Consider the following 18460-nt stretch of genomic DNA (forward strand, 5'->3'; position numbering starts at 1 on the left):
AAACAGAAAGTGACGCGAAAGGGAAAGGAATTTATATTAGATGAAAGCAATTTTTATTACACTTGAAGGACCAGATGGCTCTGGTAAAACTACTGTTGGAACTCTGTTAAACCAAAAAATGAAAGAAGCGGGAATAGATTTCATTAAAACTCGCGAACCAGGTGGTAGCCCGATTTCAGAAAAAGTAAGAAACATCGTGCTCGGAATTGGCAATGAAGAAATGGATTCGAAAACAGAAGTATTACTTATTGCTGGAGCTCGCCGTCAGCATGTGGTTGAAACGATTCGGCCAGCTTTAGCGGCAGGGAAAACCGTTCTTTGTGACCGTTTCATGGATAGTTCACTTGCTTATCAAGGCGCCGGACGTGACATGAATATGGAACAAGTTTTACAAGTGAATTTGTATGCGATTGAAGATACAATTCCAGATCGGACCTATTATCTCGATGTGCCAGCCGAAGTTGGGTTAGCTAGAATCGCTGCTAATAAAGGCCGTGAAGTCAATCGTTTAGATAAAGAAGATATTTCTTACCATGAGAAAGTCCAAGCCGGTTATGAAAAAATTATCAAGATGTTCCCAGATCGCTTTATGCGAGTGGACGCAACTATGACACCGGAAGAAATCACGGAAGTCATTTTAGCAGATATTTTAAAACAACTAACGTAACATTTCGAGTGACTTAAGTACCAAGCCAAAAGTGCATATCACTCTTTAAAATGCGGTTTATTTGCTATAATAGAAAAAAGATAGATTTTTAGGAAGGGTTGATTTCTTTGAAACTCATATTTGCGATAGTCCAAGATCAAGATAGCAACCGTTTGTCTGACGCACTAACAAAAGGCAATTTCGGTGCGACAAAGTTAGCTACTACGGGTGGATTTTTAAAAGCAGGAAACACCACATTTATTATCGGAACAGAAGATGAACGTGTAGATGATGCACTAGCGATAATCAAGGAAAACTGTAAAGCACGCGAACAAATGATGACGCCATCCGCATCCCTTGGAGTAACTGTAGATACGTATGTGCCTTACCCTATTGAAGTTCAAGTTGGCGGCGCGACAGTATTTGTAATGCCAGTTGAGAGTTTTCATCATTTTTAAATTTCTTTAATACAAATAACATGAATTGAATGAGGTTGCTTATTTCTAGAATTTTAGCAGAAATAAGTCACCTCATTTTTTTGTATTAAAAAAATTTTACAAAGTAGTTATTATTGTTTATTTCATTTTCGAAAAGGTAAAAGAAACATATGAAAAATAGCAGGCTTTTTTCATATAAAATGTGAAATTAATAATTTGAGGTTAAGGGGGCGGAATAGGGATGAATTTGAAAAAATTGTATTTAAAAAGTTGGTTTGAAGAGGGAATCATAAAGGATAATGTAGTATTTATAACAGAAAAGGATTCTAAGTGTTTTGAAAAAATCTTGAATAGCAATCCTTTCTTAAAAGAAAAAAAGCAACATTTTATTGATACACTTGATTCGGAAGAAAATATTGCCTGGCTAGGAAAAGCGGAATATATTATTTCTTCTATAGAATTGCCTACATTCTTCATCAAAAAAAAGGGACAAACTTACATTCAAATTATCAACAAACCTGATTGGAATCCCAACTTTAAACGACTATTACTTCATGCAGATTATATTGTTAAAAAGGGTGCTCTTGAAAATATTTCTGAAAACTTTACAACAATTATACAAGGACAAGTGTTGCTATTCGAAAATTGTCGTTTTTTTGAAGAGAAGGAAAAAACAGCCGTAAAAAAAGCGAAAAAGGTAGTCGTCATGTACTGCGGAGGATTTAAAAATAATGGCATTACTTCTTCAGCGCTTAACTTGATGCGTAACTTAGACAAAGAGAAGTATCAAATTGTAGTGATCGAAAAAGAAAATCTTGATTATTATGAAATGCTGAATTTTAATAAAATACCAAATCACGTCATAAAAGTCCAAATTCCCGGAGACATTAACATTGCACCTAATGAAGAAGACGCGTTTGTAGATTTCCACGCTCACCCACTTGAGCATTTAATGAAAAATGGTCCTACCCAATTTTTACCAGAAGAAATTAAAGCGATTTACAAACGAGAACTTTATCGTGTGTTGGGCGATACCCCTATAGACATCGCTATTGATTTTGATGGCTATTTTAAATATTGGACATTACTACTTGCTTCTTCCGATAGCCCACGAAAAATAATTTATCAACATAATGAAATGATACAAGAATATAGTAAAAAACTGGGCAAGGAGTACAAACATCGAGCTGATTTAAATATTATTTTCCCACTATATAATTATTTTGATATAATCGTTTCCGTCTCTAAACAAACCGGGGAAGTAAATAAACAACATTTAAAACATATTATCCAAGACACTAGTAAAATGACTTATGTTCACAATTTAATTGATTATGAATATATCCTCCGTGCTGCTAAAGAGGAAAGCGACATTACAGTGTCACCAGATACATTTAACTTTGTAACAATGGGAAGATTGTCACCAGAAAAAAACCATATAGGATTAATTAAAGCATTTTATCAACTACAAAAAAAACAACCTGATACACAGCTTTTCATCATTGGGCTTGGAGAACTAGAAGAAGAATTAAAAAAATATGTTTTTGATATTGGCTTAGAGGACAAAGTGCATATTTTAGGTCAATTAGAAAATCCGTTTCCAATTATAAATGCATGCGACGCTTTTGTATTATCTTCTATTCATGAAGGACAGCCAATGGTATTACTAGAATGCTTAGTTTTACAAAAAAAGGTTGTTTCTACTAATATTCCAGGATGCTACAGCCTTTTAAAAGATGGGTATGGTTTACTGGTAGATAATTCAACAGAAGGATTAATGGAAGGGATGGAAAAAGTTATGCTTGGATACGATGACTTTAAAAAGTTTGATTATAAAGCATACAATAAAGAAGCTGGCCAAATGTTAGAATCTAAGCTAGAAAAAGAATGAAGTTGATTTAGTTGTAAGCGAATCTGCTATTGTTATTTTTCTTCTAGAATATATATAAGGGAGGAGGGAACTTTATGATTTACTTGCTTATAGCTTCTAAAATGATTTTAGGCTTTTTTGGTTTATTAATAACAATGCGACTGCTAGGGAAAAAAGCGCTTTCTGAGTTAACTCCTTTTGATATAGTCTATGTAGTTGTGTTTGGAGGTATTTTGGAAGAGAGTTTATATGATAATAATATACAAGTTTGGCATATGTTATTTGGCGTTTTAATATGGGGAGCCTGCATTTATTTAATAGAACTTGCAACGAGAAAATTTGCTTTTCCAAGAAGATTAATGAAAGGAGAATTAAGTGTACTTATTAACAACGGAGAATTTGACGAAAAAGAATTAAAGAAAAACAAGATGGAGATGGAACAAATCAGGACGATGCTACGCCAAGAAAACATTTATAATATAGAACAAGTAAAGTATCTGATTGTAGAGCCTGGTGGGCAAATTAGTATTAAAAAATACGAGCAATACGAACCTCCAGAAAAAAGAGAATTAGGGATTGAAGTACAAGAAGAAAAACTCAATTATTTATTAATTAATGAAGGAAAAGTAAATAAAAATGAGTTAAAAAGATTGGGAAAAGAAGAAAGCTGGCTATATGAGCAGCTAGGAAAAATCGGCTATTCTGCAAATGAAATTGCTTCTATTATCTATGGTGAATGGGATGAAGAAAAAGGATTTTGGATAAAAAGGTACAAAGGAATGGAACATTAAAGCTTGTTTAGTTTAAATATGTTAATGGTATAGGTAAATAAAAAGCACCTTCTTTAATTGAATTTAAAGAAGGTGCTTTTTACTATATTTAGCCCTTAATCGCTAATTTCTGTCCCACATGAATCATATTGCTTGTTAACTTATTCCAAGCTTTAATATTTTCTACAGTTGTTTTATATTGTCTAGAAATGGTCCAAAGGGAGTCGCCTTTTTTGACAGTATATGTTTTTACAGCGGAATTACTTGGTTTGGATGTGTTCGTGTTGCTTGTCGTCGTCCCAGCGCTAACTTTAAGCTTCTGTCCAGGATAAATAAAATCAGATTTCAAGTTGTTCCAAGATTTAAGGTTAGCAATCGTTACTTTGTGTTTGCTCGCGATTTTCCAAAGCGAGTCACCTTTTGCAACTGTGTAAACTTTGGCATTGTTGCTCGTGCTTGGTTTGGATGTGTTAGTGCTCGTAGTCGGTTTGGATATATTCGTGTTGCTTGTCGTCGTCCCAGTGCTTACTTTAAGCTTTTGACCAGGGTAAATGAAATCGGATTTTAGGTTGTTCCAAGATTTTAAGTTAGCAATCGTTACTTTATGATTAGTCGCGATTCTCCAAAGCGAGTCACCTTTAGCAACTGTGTATACTTTAGCGCTTGTGCTAGTACTTGGTTTGGATGTGCTTGTTCCCGTGCTTGGTTTCGATGTATTCGTGTTACTTGTCGTCGTACCAGCACTTACTTTAAGTTTTTGACCAGGGTAAATGAAATCGGATTTCAGGTTGTTCCAAGATTTTAAGTTAGCGATAGTTACTTTGTGTTTGCTCGCGATTTTCCAAAGTGAATCTCCTTTTACAACTGTGTAGATTTTTGCGTTGGAAGTGTTTGTGTTCCCAGTGTTACTAGTGCTCCCGGAATTTCCACCAGTTGTTTTGCCGCTATCGTATTGTGTTAAGTTGTATCGGCTTATTAAATCATTTAATTTAGTTGCATAAGCTGTATCCGTTGCATAAGTTCCTGTTAAAGCCTTGGTTGCGTCTTTATAAGAAGTAGTGTTGCTTTTCCAAACTTTGGAGTAGTAATTTGGGTTCCAGCTTGGGCCGTTACGAATAACTTTGGCGTAATCTTCTAGAGATTGATGATAAGACGGATATTTTCTAAATTTAGCTGTGATTGTGTAGTAGTTTCCTTTACCATCATCTTCTAGTGTTTGTTTTGTATAAGATTGGCCGTTATAAGCTCCTTTGATTCCAAAAAGGTTATAGTTTGGAGCTGAGCCTAATTCGCTTGTTCCATAAGCACTTTCTAAAATGGCTTGGGCAATCATGACAGATGCGTATAGGTCATTTGCTGCTGCGATTTGGGAAGAAGAGGCTTGGATAGTTTGGATAAAGCTTTGAACAGTTGCTCCCGAACGGAGTGCTGATTTTTGTAGTAGGTTGTAAGTAGCTGGTGTAGAAGAGCTTGTTGTATTATCTGGGTTGCTAATTGTTTTGGGTTCAGCTGGAGCTTTTTCTGCATTATTTGCTGTGGGTTGATTTTCTTCTGGTGTTTTAGTTGGTTCTTTGGCCTCAGTTTGCTTCGGTTCAACTGTTTGTTCTGTCGCGTTTGCAGGAGTTGAATTCGCTTGTTTTTCTGTAGTTGTGTTAGCTTCTGCGCTTTTAGAAGCTTCGTCTGCTGGTGCTGTTTCATCAGCACTAACAATTACTTCAATTCCTGGAACGGTAATAGAGGTCGCGATGGCTGTAACTCCAGCAATTGTTGCACTAGTTTTGAATTTTTTACTTTTTTTATTTTTCTTGTCTTCTTTCAAAGCTTCTAAAATACGTTCTTTTCTCGTTTTTTGCATGGTAAGTCACTTCCAATTCTTTTAAATATTCTACCTCCATTATTACACATTTCACATATCTTATACCTGTTATCGACAAATTGTAATTAAATTGTCAAAAAGGTCGGTCTTTGTTATACTGAATATAAGCAAGTGCTTACTTAGTTGAACGGGGGTATAATAATGATTACAAATGAATCCATCATGGATGCAACGCTATGTATGATGGCAAAAAATGGCATAAAAGGCTCTACCACAAGACAATTAGCAGAAGCTGCTGGAATAAATGAAGCTACGATATTTAAAAAATTTAAGAATAAAGATAATTTAATTCATATGACGTTAGAAGTGCAATTTGAAAGTATGAAAGCAGAAATCAATCAATTTTTTGATAAAGATTTTGAAAGTGCCAAGGTTTTTTTACGTCAAGCGAGCCAGTTTATTTCAGATATTTATGAAAAATATCGAGATTTTATGGTGATTTCTGTTCGCGAAATGGGCAGTAAAGATATGGAGTTTATTGATCCCTCAATTGTCGAATATCTATACGAGCGGGTTAATCAAAAAGTAAAAGAAATGGTTCCAAGTAAGAACTCGACACAAGAAGCAGATGCCATCTCTTTAATTTTAAATAGTGTTATTTTGCTAATCATGGTGGAAAAAGTGAGAGATGATATTTATAAACGCCCGCCAACGATTACGACAACTGCAGATGCCTTAGCAGATGTTTTGTTAAAATTGTTGAAATAAATAACGAAAAGTTAAATAAAAGTTAAGTATTTTGCATTTTGTCTTGCGGGCTTAGATTTTCTATGTTAAACTCGTAGACGATTAGAGCGATAATAAATATGTAGTTTTGCCTGTTAGGTGAGGCTCCTATGCAAACACAGGCCACTGCCCAAAAATGTCCAAAGACGCCAATGGGTAGAACAGGGATTGTCGGATTAAGGCTTTCCATAATGTGGCTAAGAGTAATTCTTTACGTTGTATAGTGCCAAAACTTTAGCGAGGGGAGTCTGTTTTAGTATGCGTATGAATTCAGAAGTCCTTGCCAAGGTTTTGGTAAGGACTTTTTTCATGTTTATTATGAAAATAATTATCTGGGAATTAAAATCCTTTTTTCAGATAATTAAGCTTAGATAAAATTCGAAAGGAGATGAAGGCAATGGACCACCATCAGGGAGAGGAAGTAGAAGAACCGGACTCGTATTATAGTAATCAAGCTGCAAGAGTGACTAACCTTCATCTCTGGCGCACATAAACGTTATTCTCAGCTTGCCTAGAAAGAATTGGAGGCAAGGAAAATGAAAAAAACACACGCAAAAATGCAAGGTAACAATTTGCTCAAAGAATCACAAATGGGCAAAGAAAAAGTTTTGGAAAAGTTAGGTGTTATGGAAACAGGGCTCACAAACGTAGAAGTTACAGAAAGATTAGCGGAATTTGGTCCCAATCAAACTGTGGAAGAAAAGAAAGTATCAAATTTGCGGCTCTTTATTCGGGCGTTTAATGATCCGTTTATCTATATTTTAGCGATGTTAATGGTTGTTTCGTATTTGACGGACGACATGGAAGCGACAATAATTATGGCATTAATGATCTTAGCAAGCGGAATTCTTGGATTTGTTCAAACGAGTAGAGCAGAGCGGGCTAGCTATGCGCTAAAAAATATGGTGAAAAATAGAGTCAATGTTATTCGAAATGGCTCCATGGATCTGGTAATGCAAGACGCAATCGTACCTGGAGATTTAATTGAAATTTCGGCGGGAGATATTATCCCAGCAGATGCGCGAGTTATTTCGGCTACGGATTTATTAATTAATCAATCGGCGCTCACTGGAGAATCGATTCCTGCTGAAAAATTTGTGGAAGACAAAAGTGCCAATCCAGAAATTTTTGAACGGGAAAACCTATTATTTATGGGGACAGATGTGTTAAGTGGGCATGGCCGGGCAGTTGTTTTGCGGACTGGAAGCTCGACGTTCTTTGGTTCGTTGTCCATCGCAGCTACTGAACGCCGCGGCGATACTAGTTTTGATAAAGGTGTTAAATCAATTTCGAAATTACTATTTTATTTTATGATGGTGATGGTACCGATTGTATTTATGATTAACGGGCTTATGAAAGGCAATTGGTTAGAAGCATTTCTATATGCAGTAGCAATTGCTGTTGGCCTTACACCTGAGATGCTACCTATGATTGTCAGCACGAACTTGGCAAAAGGTGCCATCAATATGTCGAAGAAAAAAGTAATCATGAAAGAACTGAGCGCCATTCAAAATATCGGTGCGATGGACATTTTGTGTACGGACAAAACAGGCACGCTGACGGAAGATAAACTAGAACTTGTAAAATACATTGATAGTGCTGGCGAAACCTCAGAACGCGTCTTAAAAATGGCTTATTTAAACAGTTACTTCCAAACTGGTTGGAAAAATGTTTTAGATCATGCAGTTATTGCTAAATTGGATGAGAGTACTGCATCAGATTGGAAAAAAGTTGGCGAGATTCCATTTAATTTTGATCGACGTCGTTTGAGTGTGGTGGTCGAAAATAGGGCAGAAACAAGGATGATTACAAAAGGCGCGGTGGAAGAAATGTTCACTGTATGCACTCATAAGGAATTTGGCGGCGCTGTTTCGACACTAACTGAATCAGAAAAGAGCGGACTTCAAGACATGTGTGCCGAAATGAATCGCTCAGGAATTCGCGTGATTGCAGTGGCTTATAAAACTGGAAAAGTCGGAGAAGCATTTACTAAGACCGACGAAGAACAAATGATTATTGCGGGATTCCTCGGTTTCCGCGATCCAGTAAAAGCATCGACGAAAGAAGCAATCGCTCATCTTTTCAAAAATCAAATTAACGTAAAAGTGTTGACGGGTGATAATGAAATTGTTACGAAACGAATTTGTCAGGAAGTCGGCATTCCAGCGAACGGATTTTTACTAGGTGCGGATATAGAAGAGCTTTCCGATGAAGAACTTACGCGCGAACTGCGAAAATATCACATTTTTGCTAAATTAACCCCAATGCAAAAATCGCGAATTATTGGTTTGCTTAAAAAAGCGGGGCATACGGTTGGATTTCTTGGTGACGGAATTAATGATGCTCCGGCTCTTAGGAAAGCGGATGTTGGTATTTCTGTTGATACAGCGGCAGACATTACCAAAGACGCAAGCTCAGTAATTTTACTGGAGAAAAGCTTAACGGTTTTAAATGATGCGGTGATGGAAGGTCGGAATGTATTCGGTAATATTCTAAAATACCTTAAAATGACGGCCAGCTCTAACTTCGGTAATGTGTTTAGTGTTTTGGTGGCAAGTGCATTTATTCCCTTTTTACCAATGCTATCTTTACATCTTTTGCTACAAAATCTGCTTTATGATTTCTCTCAATTAACACTTCCTTGGGACAAAATGGATCGCTCATTTTTGAAGAAGCCGCATCAATGGGAACAAAAAGGAATGTTGCGCTTTATTCTATGTATTGGGCCAGTAAGTTCGATTTTTGATATTGCGACGTTTCTAATTATGTGGTTTGTATTTAGTGCAAACACGGTAGCAGAGCAAGCTTTATTCCACAGTGGTTGGTTTGTTGTCGGCTTACTCACTCAAACTTTAGTTGTTCATATGATTCGGACAGAGAAAATACCTTTCATTCAAAGTCGGGCAGCTGCTCCGGTAATGATTGCAACACTAGTCGTGATGGCATTAGGTATTGTGATTCCGTTTACCGGATTTGGTCACAGTATAGGTTTTGTGAGCTTGCCAGGTAGTTACTTCCCATGGTTAATCCTCATTCTTGTTGGATACATGGCTACGATGCAACTAGTAAAAACTATTTATATTCGGAAATTCCGGGAGTGGATTTAAATGCGTGCGGGCCGATTGCTCTTTGTAACGTATTTGCTTCTGGCAGTATGGAGTTTGCTACTTGTTTATAGCACGAGTTATGGGGTTGCAATCATGCGTTACAAAGTAGAACCTAGTTATTTCTTTAATAGACAGCTCCTCTTTTATGGTCTTGGTCTTTTGGGCTTGCTTATTTGCTCGCGTATAAATGTGAAATTATTTTATCATCGGGTGACGTTACGTATTCTTTCTTTGGGGCTTCTAGGTCTATTAGTTTTAGTGCTTGTAACTGGTAATGCGGCTAATAATGCCCAAAGATGGTTATCTATTTTCGGAGTGACATTCCAGCCTACTGAAACTGTCAAATTGCTATTAATACTTGTGATTGCGACTGTTTTCTTAAGGAAAGGTTGCGGGGTGCGAGTACAACATTGGGTGCTAGGCTTCTTGTTTCTTACTATAGCATTAGTCTTCTTACAGCCGGATCTCGGCACGGCTTTAATTTTAGGTGTTATTGGGGTCGCTTTGCTTTTAACAAGCGGAGTGGGCCTCTCGCGCCTTGTGCGAATTGCAATTTGGACTTTCGGTCTCTTATTACTTGTAGCAATGCTGATTTACTTCTTTCACCCAGACTTTTTTAGTTCGGCAAAATTGGGCAGATTTGCTTTTTTGGATCCTTTTAACCTTGAAAACTTAGATGCTTCTTATCAACTTAGAAATGGCTACTATGCGATTGGAAGTGGTGGGGTATTTGGAACTGGTTTAGGAGGTAGCATCCAGAAATTAGGGTATTTGCCGGAGCCGCATACGGATTTTATTATGACGGTGATTGCGGAGGAACTTGGTGTTTTTGGTGTTATTTGGACGATGTTTTTGCTGATGTTGCTCAGTTTTACCGCACTTTATATTGCTGTTTGTAGTCAGTTTATTTTCGATTCGATGGTTTGTATAGGAGTTGCCGCTTGGATTTCGGTGCAGATGTTTTTGAATCTTGGAGGAGTGAGTGGGATTATTCCGCTTACTGGAGTTCCGTTGTCGTTTATTAGTTACGGGGGTAGTTCGGTTGTCATGCTTTCGTGCGCAGTTGGGTTTGTACTAGCAGCAGCGAGACGGAATGCACTAGCTAAAACGAGAGAGGTCGTGTATTTATGAAACGAGATGTACTTTATAACCGAATTATTCTATCGGTATTCTTATTGTCTTTAGTTAGTTGTGTGGCGATATATTTTGCTCAACAGACAAACCAGTACAATACGAATTTTTTAGGAATGCAATTGGTATTTTTGGCAATTGGGACGCTTACTTGTTTTGGAGTTTCTAGGCTCCCGATAGAATTTTTACGCCATCATGCGATTTGGCTGTATGTGATTATGGTCATTACACTACTAGGTATACTCATTCCTAATCCGTTAGTTCAAAATATAAATGGGGCGACGCGTTGGTATCGCTTCGCTGGGCTATCTTTTCAACCTTCTGAAGTAGTAAAATCCATATTTATCTTTGTATTGGCGCATTTTGCAGTGAAATATCAAGCGCAAAAATGGAAACAATTAGGGATTCTGACGGTGCTTACTGGGATAGTATTACTATTAATTATGAAACAACCAGACCTTGGTACGACGATTGTTTACGGGGTTACGGCGCTAGCGATTATTTTACTGGCAATTAAATCGACGAAGCTGATGGTCGGAATTATTACGTTAATCTTAACAGCTGCAACAATTGGGATGTATGTTGTCGTGTATCACATTAGCTTATTAGAGAAAATTGGGTTTCACGCGTACCAGTTTTCGCGAATTCAGACGTGGCTTGATCCAACGACAGATCCTGACGCAGTGTACCAGCTCAATTTGTCAATGAAAGCTGTTGGTTCGGGGATGATGACTGGTAGTTCAGGAACAAATGCGTATATTCCTGAAAGTCATACAGATATGATTTTTAGTACGATTGGGCATCAGTTTGGGTTTGTTGGTGTCAGTTTGTTGTTAATTTTATTTATGCTTCTTATTCATCAATTAATTATGGCTGCACTATTGATGAAGAATACTTTTTCATCGCTTGTTTTAGCGGGCTTTGCAGTGAGTTTTGCATTTAATATTTTTGAGAATATTGGTATGACTGTTGGACTTATGCCACTCACGGGGATTCCGCTTCCTTTCATTAGTTATGGTGGGAGTGCTGTGCTAGGTAATTTTATTGCAGTGGGTGTAGTATTAGCAATTATTCGATCAGATACCGATTTAGTAGAAGAAAAAAACCAGCTGGCATAACGCCAACTGGTTTTTTAAGTTTTATTTATTCTTATAAAGGTCTACAATTTCTTTCGCTAAATCTTTGAAAGTGATTGCGTTCATTAAGTGGTCTTGTGCGTGAACGAGTAGAAGGGAAACTTCTGTTTTTTCGCCACGTGCTTCACCTTGTATAAGTTTTGTTTGAGAATGATGCGCTTCAAGTAGTGCTTGTTCTGCTTGGGCGATTTGTTCGTCTGCTTGAGCGAAATCCCCTTTTTTAGCGGAATCAATGGCTAACATAGCGTCACTTTTAGCATTACCACCGAACACGATCAAGCTCATAATTGTTTGTTCTAAATCCATCTGTAAACACGTCCTTAAAGTTTTGGTTTTTAAAAATTATTCAGCAGTAACGCCTTCAGCAGCAAGTGCTTCTCTTTCACGACGTAGCTCTTGAATTTGAGCGATTTTCGCGAATGGAAGGAAGATTAGAATAGATAATCCTAAGTTTACAGCTGCAAGTACGCCACCAGCGATACTTTGTGTTGCAAGTGCTCCACCGATAATTGGTGGTGTAGTCCAAGGAGTTACGATAGTACAAGCTGGTACCCAACCAATAGCTGTTGCAAAGTAAGCGACAGTTACAAGTACAAGTGGTGCCAAGATGTACGGAATGAACATAATTGGATTCAAGACGATTGGAAGACCAAACATCATTGGTTCGTTAATATTGAAAAGACCTGGCGCTGCAGACAATTTAGAAACTGTCATGTACGCTTTGTGTTTACGAGCTACGATAAAGATAGCAATGATTAAACCGATAGTTGCCCCAGTTCCGCCTAAGTTAACGAAAGAGTCAAAGAAAGGTTTGTTAACAATGTAAGGAAGTTCTTTACCAGCTTCTAATGCTTTTACGTTAGCTTCGATTGCTGGAATATTGATTGTTTGCATGAACGGGTCGATAATGTTCGCACCGTGTAAACCAAAGAACCAAAGGAAAGCAGAAACGAATGCGAGTAATAATGCTGCTGGCAAGGAGTTTGCAAGACCCATGAACGGTTCTTGAACTAATTCATAGAAAGAAATTACTAAGTTACTTACGCCTGCTGCTTGGAAGAATGCAGTGATTAGACCAAAGATAGAAACAGTGATCATTGCAGGGAATAAAGCTGCGAATGAACGTGAAACTGCCGGTGGAACACCATCAGGCATGTTGATAATTAGTTTCGGGCTACCACTTAAACGTGTGAAGATTTCAGTGGAAAGAATTGCAATAATTAAAGCTAAGAAAAGACCAGTTGATCCAAGACCACCAGTATTTGGGACACCATCTGCACCTGGAGCGATTGCACCAATAGTGAAGAAAGTTGCTACAGAAACTACTGCGGAAGAAAGTGGATCTTTATCATAAGATTTAGCTAAGTTATAAGCTACAGTGAAAGCGATAAGTAATGCTAAGATAGCAAAAGTACCGTTCCAAACGTTTCCGCCAAATGCTTGCCAAGTTCCTTCACCAAATAAATTATTCATGAATTTTTGGTAAGCTGGAATTGGGAAGTTGTTAATTAAAACGGCGAAAGACCCTAGAATCATAAGTGGCATAGTTGTAATGAAACCATCACGGATTGCTACTAAATGACGTTGTCCACCAATTTTGGCAGCATAGGGAATGAAATATTTCTCCATAAATGCGATAAAACCATTCATTTTTTATTCTCCTTTTTTGAGGATAAAGTAATAGCACGGATTAAGACGAATACATAATTTCTAAAACATACTGTTATTACTATACCTCTTCAATTTTTTATAATTTTCAGCTAGCTAGCTGTAATTACCCTCTTTTTACTTCATTAAATCTAATGCTTGTTCTAAAACTTTGTCGCCTTTCATCATTCCATAATCAACACTGTTAATAACAGCTAATGGAATACCTTTTGGCTCCAATTTTTTCTTCATGTTGCCTTCTAAGAAACGTACTTGTGGTCCAAGTAATAATACGTCGATTTCGTCTAAATGGTTAGCTGCTTCTGCTTCTGCAACGGCAAAAATTTTCGCTTCAAGGCCTTTTTCTGCAGCGGCTTTTTCCATTTTTGTAACTAGTAAGCTGGTAGACATACCTGCTGAACATACTAACATAATTGTTTTCATGATTATTTCCTCCTCTAGATAATTCTCTTAACACTTATTATATATGCAAGTACCGTGCCAACTTTAAATGTGGCTATAAAAGGGTTTTCATTTTGTTTTTTGCTTACACATTGGCTTTTTTTGTGTGTAAAAATTACACACATTAGGATTTTAACGGAATCTTTATGTAAGCTTCTCTAATCTTAACACTGTCTTTATACGTTTGTTGATAGGATTAGTGGTGGAAAGAGTACGATGAAGGGGTGAACGGAAAATGGGTGTTGTTCTAGTGATTGCTGGAATAATCGGTTTAGGCTTGTTGGTGTATTTATTTTATGTGTTATTTAGAGGTGAGGATTTATGAAGTATATCGTGCTGCAAGATGTGTTTTTTGTTGTATTGTTGTTAGTTTTAGCCGTACCACTTGGAATTTATATGTATAAAGTAATGATTGGGGAAAAAGTGTTTTTGTCCCGAGTGCTTGAGCCGGTTGAACGGTTTGGTTATCGGCTGATGGGTGTGAGTGAGGTTGGAATGTCAGCGAAACGTTATGCTGTGTCGGTACTTGCTTTTAGCGCGGTTGGTTTTGTATTTGTAATGGCAGTGTTAATGATGCAAGGCTTTTTACCACTTAACCCGGAAGGTATGAAAGGTCTTAGCTTTAGTCTTGCATTTAATACAGCAGCGAGTTTTGTGTCGAATACGAACTGGCAAGCTTATTCAGGTGAGGCAACTTTATCTTATTTTTCCCAGTCGATTGGGTTAACAGTACAAAATTTTGTTTCAGCAGCGACAGGGATTGCAGTTTTATTTGCGGTAATACGTGGTTTTATATGGAAGAAACAGAAAACAGTAGGAAATTTTTGGCAAGATTTATTTCGGGTGACATTGTATATTCTGTTGCCACTTTCGCTTATTTTGGCGCTTCTTCTAGTTTCACAAGGTGTGGTGCAATCATTTGCTGATTATTCAGTTGTTGAGACGCTTGAAAATGGAGCGAAACAATTGATTCCACTAGGTCCGGCTGCAAGTCAAATTGCAATTAAGCAGCTTGGAACAAATGGCGGCGGTTTTTTTGGAGCGAATTCTGCGTTTCCTTTTGAAAATCCATCTAGTTTTACTAATTTAATAGAGATGCTTGCAATTTTGCTTATTCCAGTTGCGCTTGTTGTAATGTTTGGGCGCGCGGTGAAGGACAGTAAGCAAGGGCGCGCAATTATGACGGCGATGATGATTGTTTTCGTCGTTGGTGTTGTTGCCATCACTATCTCAGAACAATTTGCAGGTCCAAGTTACCAAGGGGTTGCGGCTTCTGGAAGTTTGGAAGGTAAAGAGGTGCGTTTTGGTGTTGGTGGATCGTCGCTTTTTGCGGCTTCTACTACGGCTGCTTCAAACGGGGCTGTGAATGCGATGCACGATAGCTTGACTCCGCTCGGTGGGCTAGTTCCGATGTTCTTTATGCAGCTTGGTGAAGTTATTTTTGGCGGCGTTGGTAGTGGACTTTATGGAATGATTGGCTTTATTATTTTGACGGTGTTTATTGCGGGACTATTGGTTGGGCGGACGCCAGAATATTTAGGGAAGAAAATTGAACCTTATGATATGAAAATGGTTTGTTTGCTTATTTTAGTTCCTCCGCTGTTGACTTTGTTTGGTACGGCGGTTGCGGTAATGATGCCGAGTGTGCAAGCTTCTGTTTCGGCGAGTGGGGCGCACGGTTTTTCTGAGGTACTTTATGCATTTACTTCAATGGGAAATAATAATGGTAGTGCTTTTGCTGGGTTTGCAGCGGATACGACATTTACAAATATGGTCGGCGCAGTAATGATGTTACTTGCTCGTTTTATCCCACTTGTTGCGGCGCTTTACTTGGCTCAAAATATGGCTGGAAAGAGTTCGGTTGCAGCTAGTAGTGGAACATTATCGACGAAAAATGGCATGTTTATTGGTCTTTTAATTGGTGTTGTGGTACTTGTTGGCGCCCTTAGTTTCTTGCCGGCGCTTGCACTTGGACCGATTGCGGACTTCTTTACAACTTTCAAATGAGGTGAATGGAAATGATGGAAAATGGTATTTGGAAAGATGCGCTAATTCAGTCGATGAAAAAATTGTCTCCAAAACTGCAAGTGAAAAATCCGGTAATGTTGCTTGTTTATGTAGGTGCGATTTTGGCAACGAGCCTTTATTTTCTTGGCTTTTTCGGTATTTCGGATGAGAAGTCCGGTTATACGCTAGCGATTGCGCTAATTTTATGGTTTACAGTGTTATTTGCAAATTTTGCAGAGGCGATTGCGGAAGGTCGAGGTCGAGCACAGGCTGATAGTTTAAAAATGGCTCGAAAAGACGTTTTAGCTCGAAAATTAAAGAATGTTGATGATAAAACTGATGTGATTGAAGTAGCTTCGAATGATTTGAAAAAAGGCGATATTGTGTATGTTCTTGCGAATGAACAAATCCCGATGGACGGTGAAGTTATTGAAGGTGCGGCCTCGGTTGATGAAAGTGCGATAACAGGAGAATCCGCGCCGGTAATCCGTGAGTCTGGTGGGGATAGGAGCGCTGTGACGGGCGGAACTACACTTGTTTCTGACTGGTTAGTTGTTCGTGTAACGGCGGTGTCTGGAGAAAGTTTCTTAGATAAAATGATTGCGATGGTGGAAGGCGCTTCACGGAAAAAGACGCCAAATGAGATAGCTTTGCAAATTTTACTTGTGACGCTTTCAATTATTTTTCTGGCTGTTTCAGCAACGCTTTTACCATTTACTGATTTTGCGAGTAAACAGGCAGGTGCTGGTTCGGCGATTTCGATTACGAATGTGATTGCTTTGCTCGTTTGTTTGGCGCCAACTACTATCGGCGCATTGCTTTCATCCATTGGAATTGCTGGAATGAGCCGTTTAAATCAAGCGAATGTTTTAGCAATGAGTGGCCGGGCGATTGAGGCGGCTGGAGATGTGGATGTACTTTTACTTGATAAAACTGGTACGATTACACTAGGAAATCGGAAAGCAAGCGAATTTTTACCAGTGGATGGGGTGACAGAACAAGAGTTAGCGGATGCGGCTCAACTGTCCTCGATTGCAGATGAAACTGCAGAAGGTCGAAGCATTGTTGTATTAGCAAAAGAACGTTTTGATATTCGCGGCCGAGATTTTGCTGAAATGCACGCAGAGTTTATACCTTTTACTGCAACAACACGAATGAGTGGGATTGATTATCAAGAAAATACAATTCGAAAAGGCGCTGCTGATGCAGTTCGAGCGTATGTAACTGCAAATGGCGGCGCGTACCCAGACGAATGCGATACGATTGTAAGCAAAGTGGCAGGTGCTGGCGGAACACCGCTTGTAGTAGTTCGAAATAATAAAGTGCTGGGCGTTATTTATTTAAAAGATATCGTGAAAAATGGAGTGAAAGAACGTTTCCTTGATTTGCGGAAAATGGGTATTAAAACCATTATGATTACCGGTGATAACCCAATGACCGCAGCAGCAATCGCGGCAGAGGCTGGTGTGGATGATTTTCTAGCTGAAGCAACTCCAGAAGCAAAATTGGAATTAATTCGCGAATATCAACGAGAAGGACATTTGGTTGCAATGACAGGAGACGGGACGAATGACGCACCAGCTCTTGCACAAGCCGATGTAGCTGTTGCGATGAATACAGGGACTCAAGCTGCCAAAGAAGCTGGAAATATGGTTGACCTTGATTCTAGCCCGACTAAATTAATTGATATTGTTCGGATTGGAAAACAACTTTTAATGACTCGCGGAGCTTTGACTACATTTAGTGTTGCCAATGATTTGGCGAAATACTTTGCGATTATCCCTGTACTTTTTTACGGGATTTTCCCACAACTTGAAGCACTTAACTTAATGAATTTAACAAGTCCGACGAGTGCGATTTTATCTGCAATTATTTATAACGCGGTGATTATTATAATTTTAATTCCTTTGTCTTTAAAGGGCGTAAAATACCGTGAAATGCCAGCTGGAAAGTTATTAAGTCGCAATATGTTGATTTATGGTCTCGGTGGTTTAATTGCGCCGTTTATTGCTATTAAATTAATTGATATGCTGTTAACTGTTTTAGGAATCGTTTAAGAGGGGGAGAGAACATGAAAAGATTTATGCAAATTTGGAAGCCGGCAGTAGTGGGATTTCTACTTTTAACATTGGTATGTGGCGTAATTTATCCGGGGGTTGTCACAATTATTGCAGGTGCGGCTTTCCAGGACAAAGCAAATGGCAGTATAATAGAAGGGAAGTTAGCAGACGGGGAATCAGGAAAATATGGTTCTACCGAAATTGGCCAAACATTTACTCAGCCTGAATACTTAATCGGGCGAGCTGCGAGTGACGGGGCGGCGACTAATTTAAACCCAACTAGCGAAGAACAAAAACAATTAGTTGAAAAACGAATTGCTTGGTGGCACAAACTAGATCCAGCCAACAACCGCGTTATTCCAATGGATTTGGTGACAGCTTCAGCAAGTGGAGTAGATCCTGACATTTCAGAGGCAGCAGCTGCTTATCAAGTGGACCGGATTTCTAAGGAACGCGGAATTTCTACCAAAGTGGTTAAAGAAATTATTGCTGAATATACAAGTAAGCGATTGTTAGGTTTTTGGGGTGAGCCAACTGTGAATGTGTTACAAGTGAATTTAGCATTAGATAGTTTGAAAATGTAAG

At 38.4% G+C, this 18460-nt stretch carries 16 protein-coding genes and 1 riboswitch; of the genes, 12 read left to right on the forward strand and 4 right to left on the reverse strand.

The window, feature by feature from the left end:
• Positions 1 to 40 precede the first annotated feature (40 nt).
• The 4 genes from tmk (at position 41) to HCB38_RS13450 (ending at position 3744) form a co-directional block, all read left to right on the forward strand.
• Positions 41 to 667 carry a dTMP kinase gene (gene tmk, locus HCB38_RS13435; RefSeq protein WP_185319750.1) on the forward strand — a complete coding sequence of 209 codons (627 nt, stop codon included), beginning with the start codon at positions 41 to 43 and terminating at the stop codon, positions 665 to 667.
• 107 nt (positions 668 to 774) lie between these two features.
• Positions 775 to 1104: a cyclic di-AMP receptor DarA gene (gene darA / locus HCB38_RS13440; protein ID WP_003739897.1), complete on the forward strand. Its 330-nt coding sequence runs from the start codon at positions 775 to 777 to the stop codon at positions 1102 to 1104.
• A 220-nt stretch (positions 1105 to 1324) separates the two neighbouring features.
• Positions 1325 to 2974 (forward strand): glycosyltransferase, encoded by a 1650-nt coding sequence (locus HCB38_RS13445; RefSeq protein ID WP_185619578.1) that lies wholly within the window; start codon positions 1325 to 1327, stop codon positions 2972 to 2974.
• Positions 2975 to 3048: 74 nt separating this feature from the next.
• A complete protein-coding gene (locus HCB38_RS13450; RefSeq protein ID WP_343068649.1) occupies positions 3049 to 3744 on the forward strand; it encodes a DUF421 domain-containing protein in 696 nt (231 codons plus the stop codon).
• 88 nt (positions 3745 to 3832) lie between these two features.
• Here the strand turns inward: HCB38_RS13450 and HCB38_RS13455 are convergent, their stop codons facing one another.
• Positions 3833 to 5578: a 1,4-beta-N-acetylmuramoylhydrolase gene (locus HCB38_RS13455; RefSeq protein ID WP_185638780.1), complete on the reverse strand. Its 1746-nt coding sequence runs from the start codon at positions 5576 to 5578 to the stop codon at positions 3833 to 3835.
• A gap of 162 nt (positions 5579 to 5740) precedes the next feature.
• On the opposite strand from HCB38_RS13455, the gene HCB38_RS13460 reads away from it, so the two are divergent.
• The 4 genes from HCB38_RS13460 (at position 5741) to HCB38_RS13480 (ending at position 11681) form a co-directional block, all read left to right on the forward strand.
• On the forward strand, positions 5741 to 6307 hold the full coding sequence (locus tag HCB38_RS13460; RefSeq protein ID WP_185319754.1) for a TetR/AcrR family transcriptional regulator: 567 nt from the start codon (positions 5741 to 5743) through the stop codon (positions 6305 to 6307).
• Between the two features lie 102 nt (positions 6308 to 6409).
• Positions 6410 to 6577: riboswitch (M-box (ykoK) riboswitch) on the forward strand.
• A gap of 284 nt (positions 6578 to 6861) precedes the next feature.
• Complete coding sequence (gene mgtA, locus HCB38_RS13470; RefSeq protein ID WP_185607919.1) at positions 6862 to 9432, forward strand: magnesium-translocating P-type ATPase; 2571 nt, start codon at positions 6862 to 6864, stop codon at positions 9430 to 9432.
• Positions 9433 to 10563 (forward strand): FtsW/RodA/SpoVE family cell cycle protein, encoded by a 1131-nt coding sequence (locus HCB38_RS13475; RefSeq protein ID WP_185638781.1) that lies wholly within the window; start codon positions 9433 to 9435, stop codon positions 10561 to 10563.
• Positions 10560 to 11681 carry an FtsW/RodA/SpoVE family cell cycle protein gene (locus HCB38_RS13480; RefSeq protein WP_185638782.1) on the forward strand — a complete coding sequence of 374 codons (1122 nt, stop codon included), beginning with the start codon at positions 10560 to 10562 and terminating at the stop codon, positions 11679 to 11681. The genes HCB38_RS13475 and HCB38_RS13480 overlap by 4 nt, the downstream gene beginning before the upstream one ends.
• 21 nt (positions 11682 to 11702) lie before the next feature.
• Here HCB38_RS13480 and HCB38_RS13485 read toward each other — a convergent pair whose 3' ends face one another.
• The 3 genes from HCB38_RS13485 to HCB38_RS13495 all read right to left on the reverse strand — a co-directional run bounded on the left by HCB38_RS13485 (position 11703) and on the right by HCB38_RS13495 (position 13790).
• A complete protein-coding gene (locus HCB38_RS13485; protein ID WP_003722042.1) occupies positions 11703 to 12005 on the reverse strand; it encodes a PTS sugar transporter subunit IIA in 303 nt (100 codons plus the stop codon).
• Positions 12006 to 12041: 36 nt separating this feature from the next.
• Positions 12042 to 13349: a PTS sugar transporter subunit IIC gene (locus HCB38_RS13490; RefSeq protein ID WP_185319758.1), complete on the reverse strand. Its 1308-nt coding sequence runs from the start codon at positions 13347 to 13349 to the stop codon at positions 12042 to 12044.
• A gap of 135 nt (positions 13350 to 13484) precedes the next feature.
• Positions 13485 to 13790, reverse strand: a complete 306-nt coding sequence (locus HCB38_RS13495) for a PTS sugar transporter subunit IIB (RefSeq protein ID WP_003739890.1) — start codon at positions 13788 to 13790, stop codon at positions 13485 to 13487.
• Positions 13791 to 14043: 253 nt separating this feature from the next.
• Here HCB38_RS13495 and HCB38_RS13500 point away from each other — a divergent pair, with 253 nt between their 5' ends.
• Genes HCB38_RS13500 through kdpC form a run of 4 tightly spaced genes read left to right on the forward strand, consistent with a single transcriptional unit; the run spans position 14044 to position 18459 of the window.
• The gene (locus tag HCB38_RS13500) at positions 14044 to 14133 is read left to right on the forward strand and encodes a potassium-transporting ATPase subunit F (protein WP_015085182.1); all 90 of its coding nucleotides are present in this window, start codon (positions 14044 to 14046) and stop codon (positions 14131 to 14133) included.
• Positions 14130 to 15815 carry a potassium-transporting ATPase subunit KdpA gene (gene kdpA, locus HCB38_RS13505; RefSeq protein ID WP_185319759.1) on the forward strand — a complete coding sequence of 562 codons (1686 nt, stop codon included), beginning with the start codon at positions 14130 to 14132 and terminating at the stop codon, positions 15813 to 15815. The genes HCB38_RS13500 and kdpA overlap by 4 nt, the downstream gene beginning before the upstream one ends.
• Before the next feature lie 11 nt (positions 15816 to 15826).
• Positions 15827 to 17872 carry a potassium-transporting ATPase subunit KdpB gene (gene kdpB, locus HCB38_RS13510; RefSeq protein WP_185638783.1) on the forward strand — a complete coding sequence of 682 codons (2046 nt, stop codon included), beginning with the start codon at positions 15827 to 15829 and terminating at the stop codon, positions 17870 to 17872.
• 14 nt (positions 17873 to 17886) lie between these two features.
• The gene (gene kdpC / locus HCB38_RS13515) at positions 17887 to 18459 is read left to right on the forward strand and encodes a K(+)-transporting ATPase subunit C (protein WP_185638784.1); all 573 of its coding nucleotides are present in this window, start codon (positions 17887 to 17889) and stop codon (positions 18457 to 18459) included.
• Position 18460 lies beyond the last annotated feature (1 nt).

The sequence above is a fragment of the Listeria farberi genome, assembly GCF_014229295.1.
GTDB classification, from domain to species: domain Bacteria; phylum Bacillota; class Bacilli; order Lactobacillales; family Listeriaceae; genus Listeria; species Listeria farberi.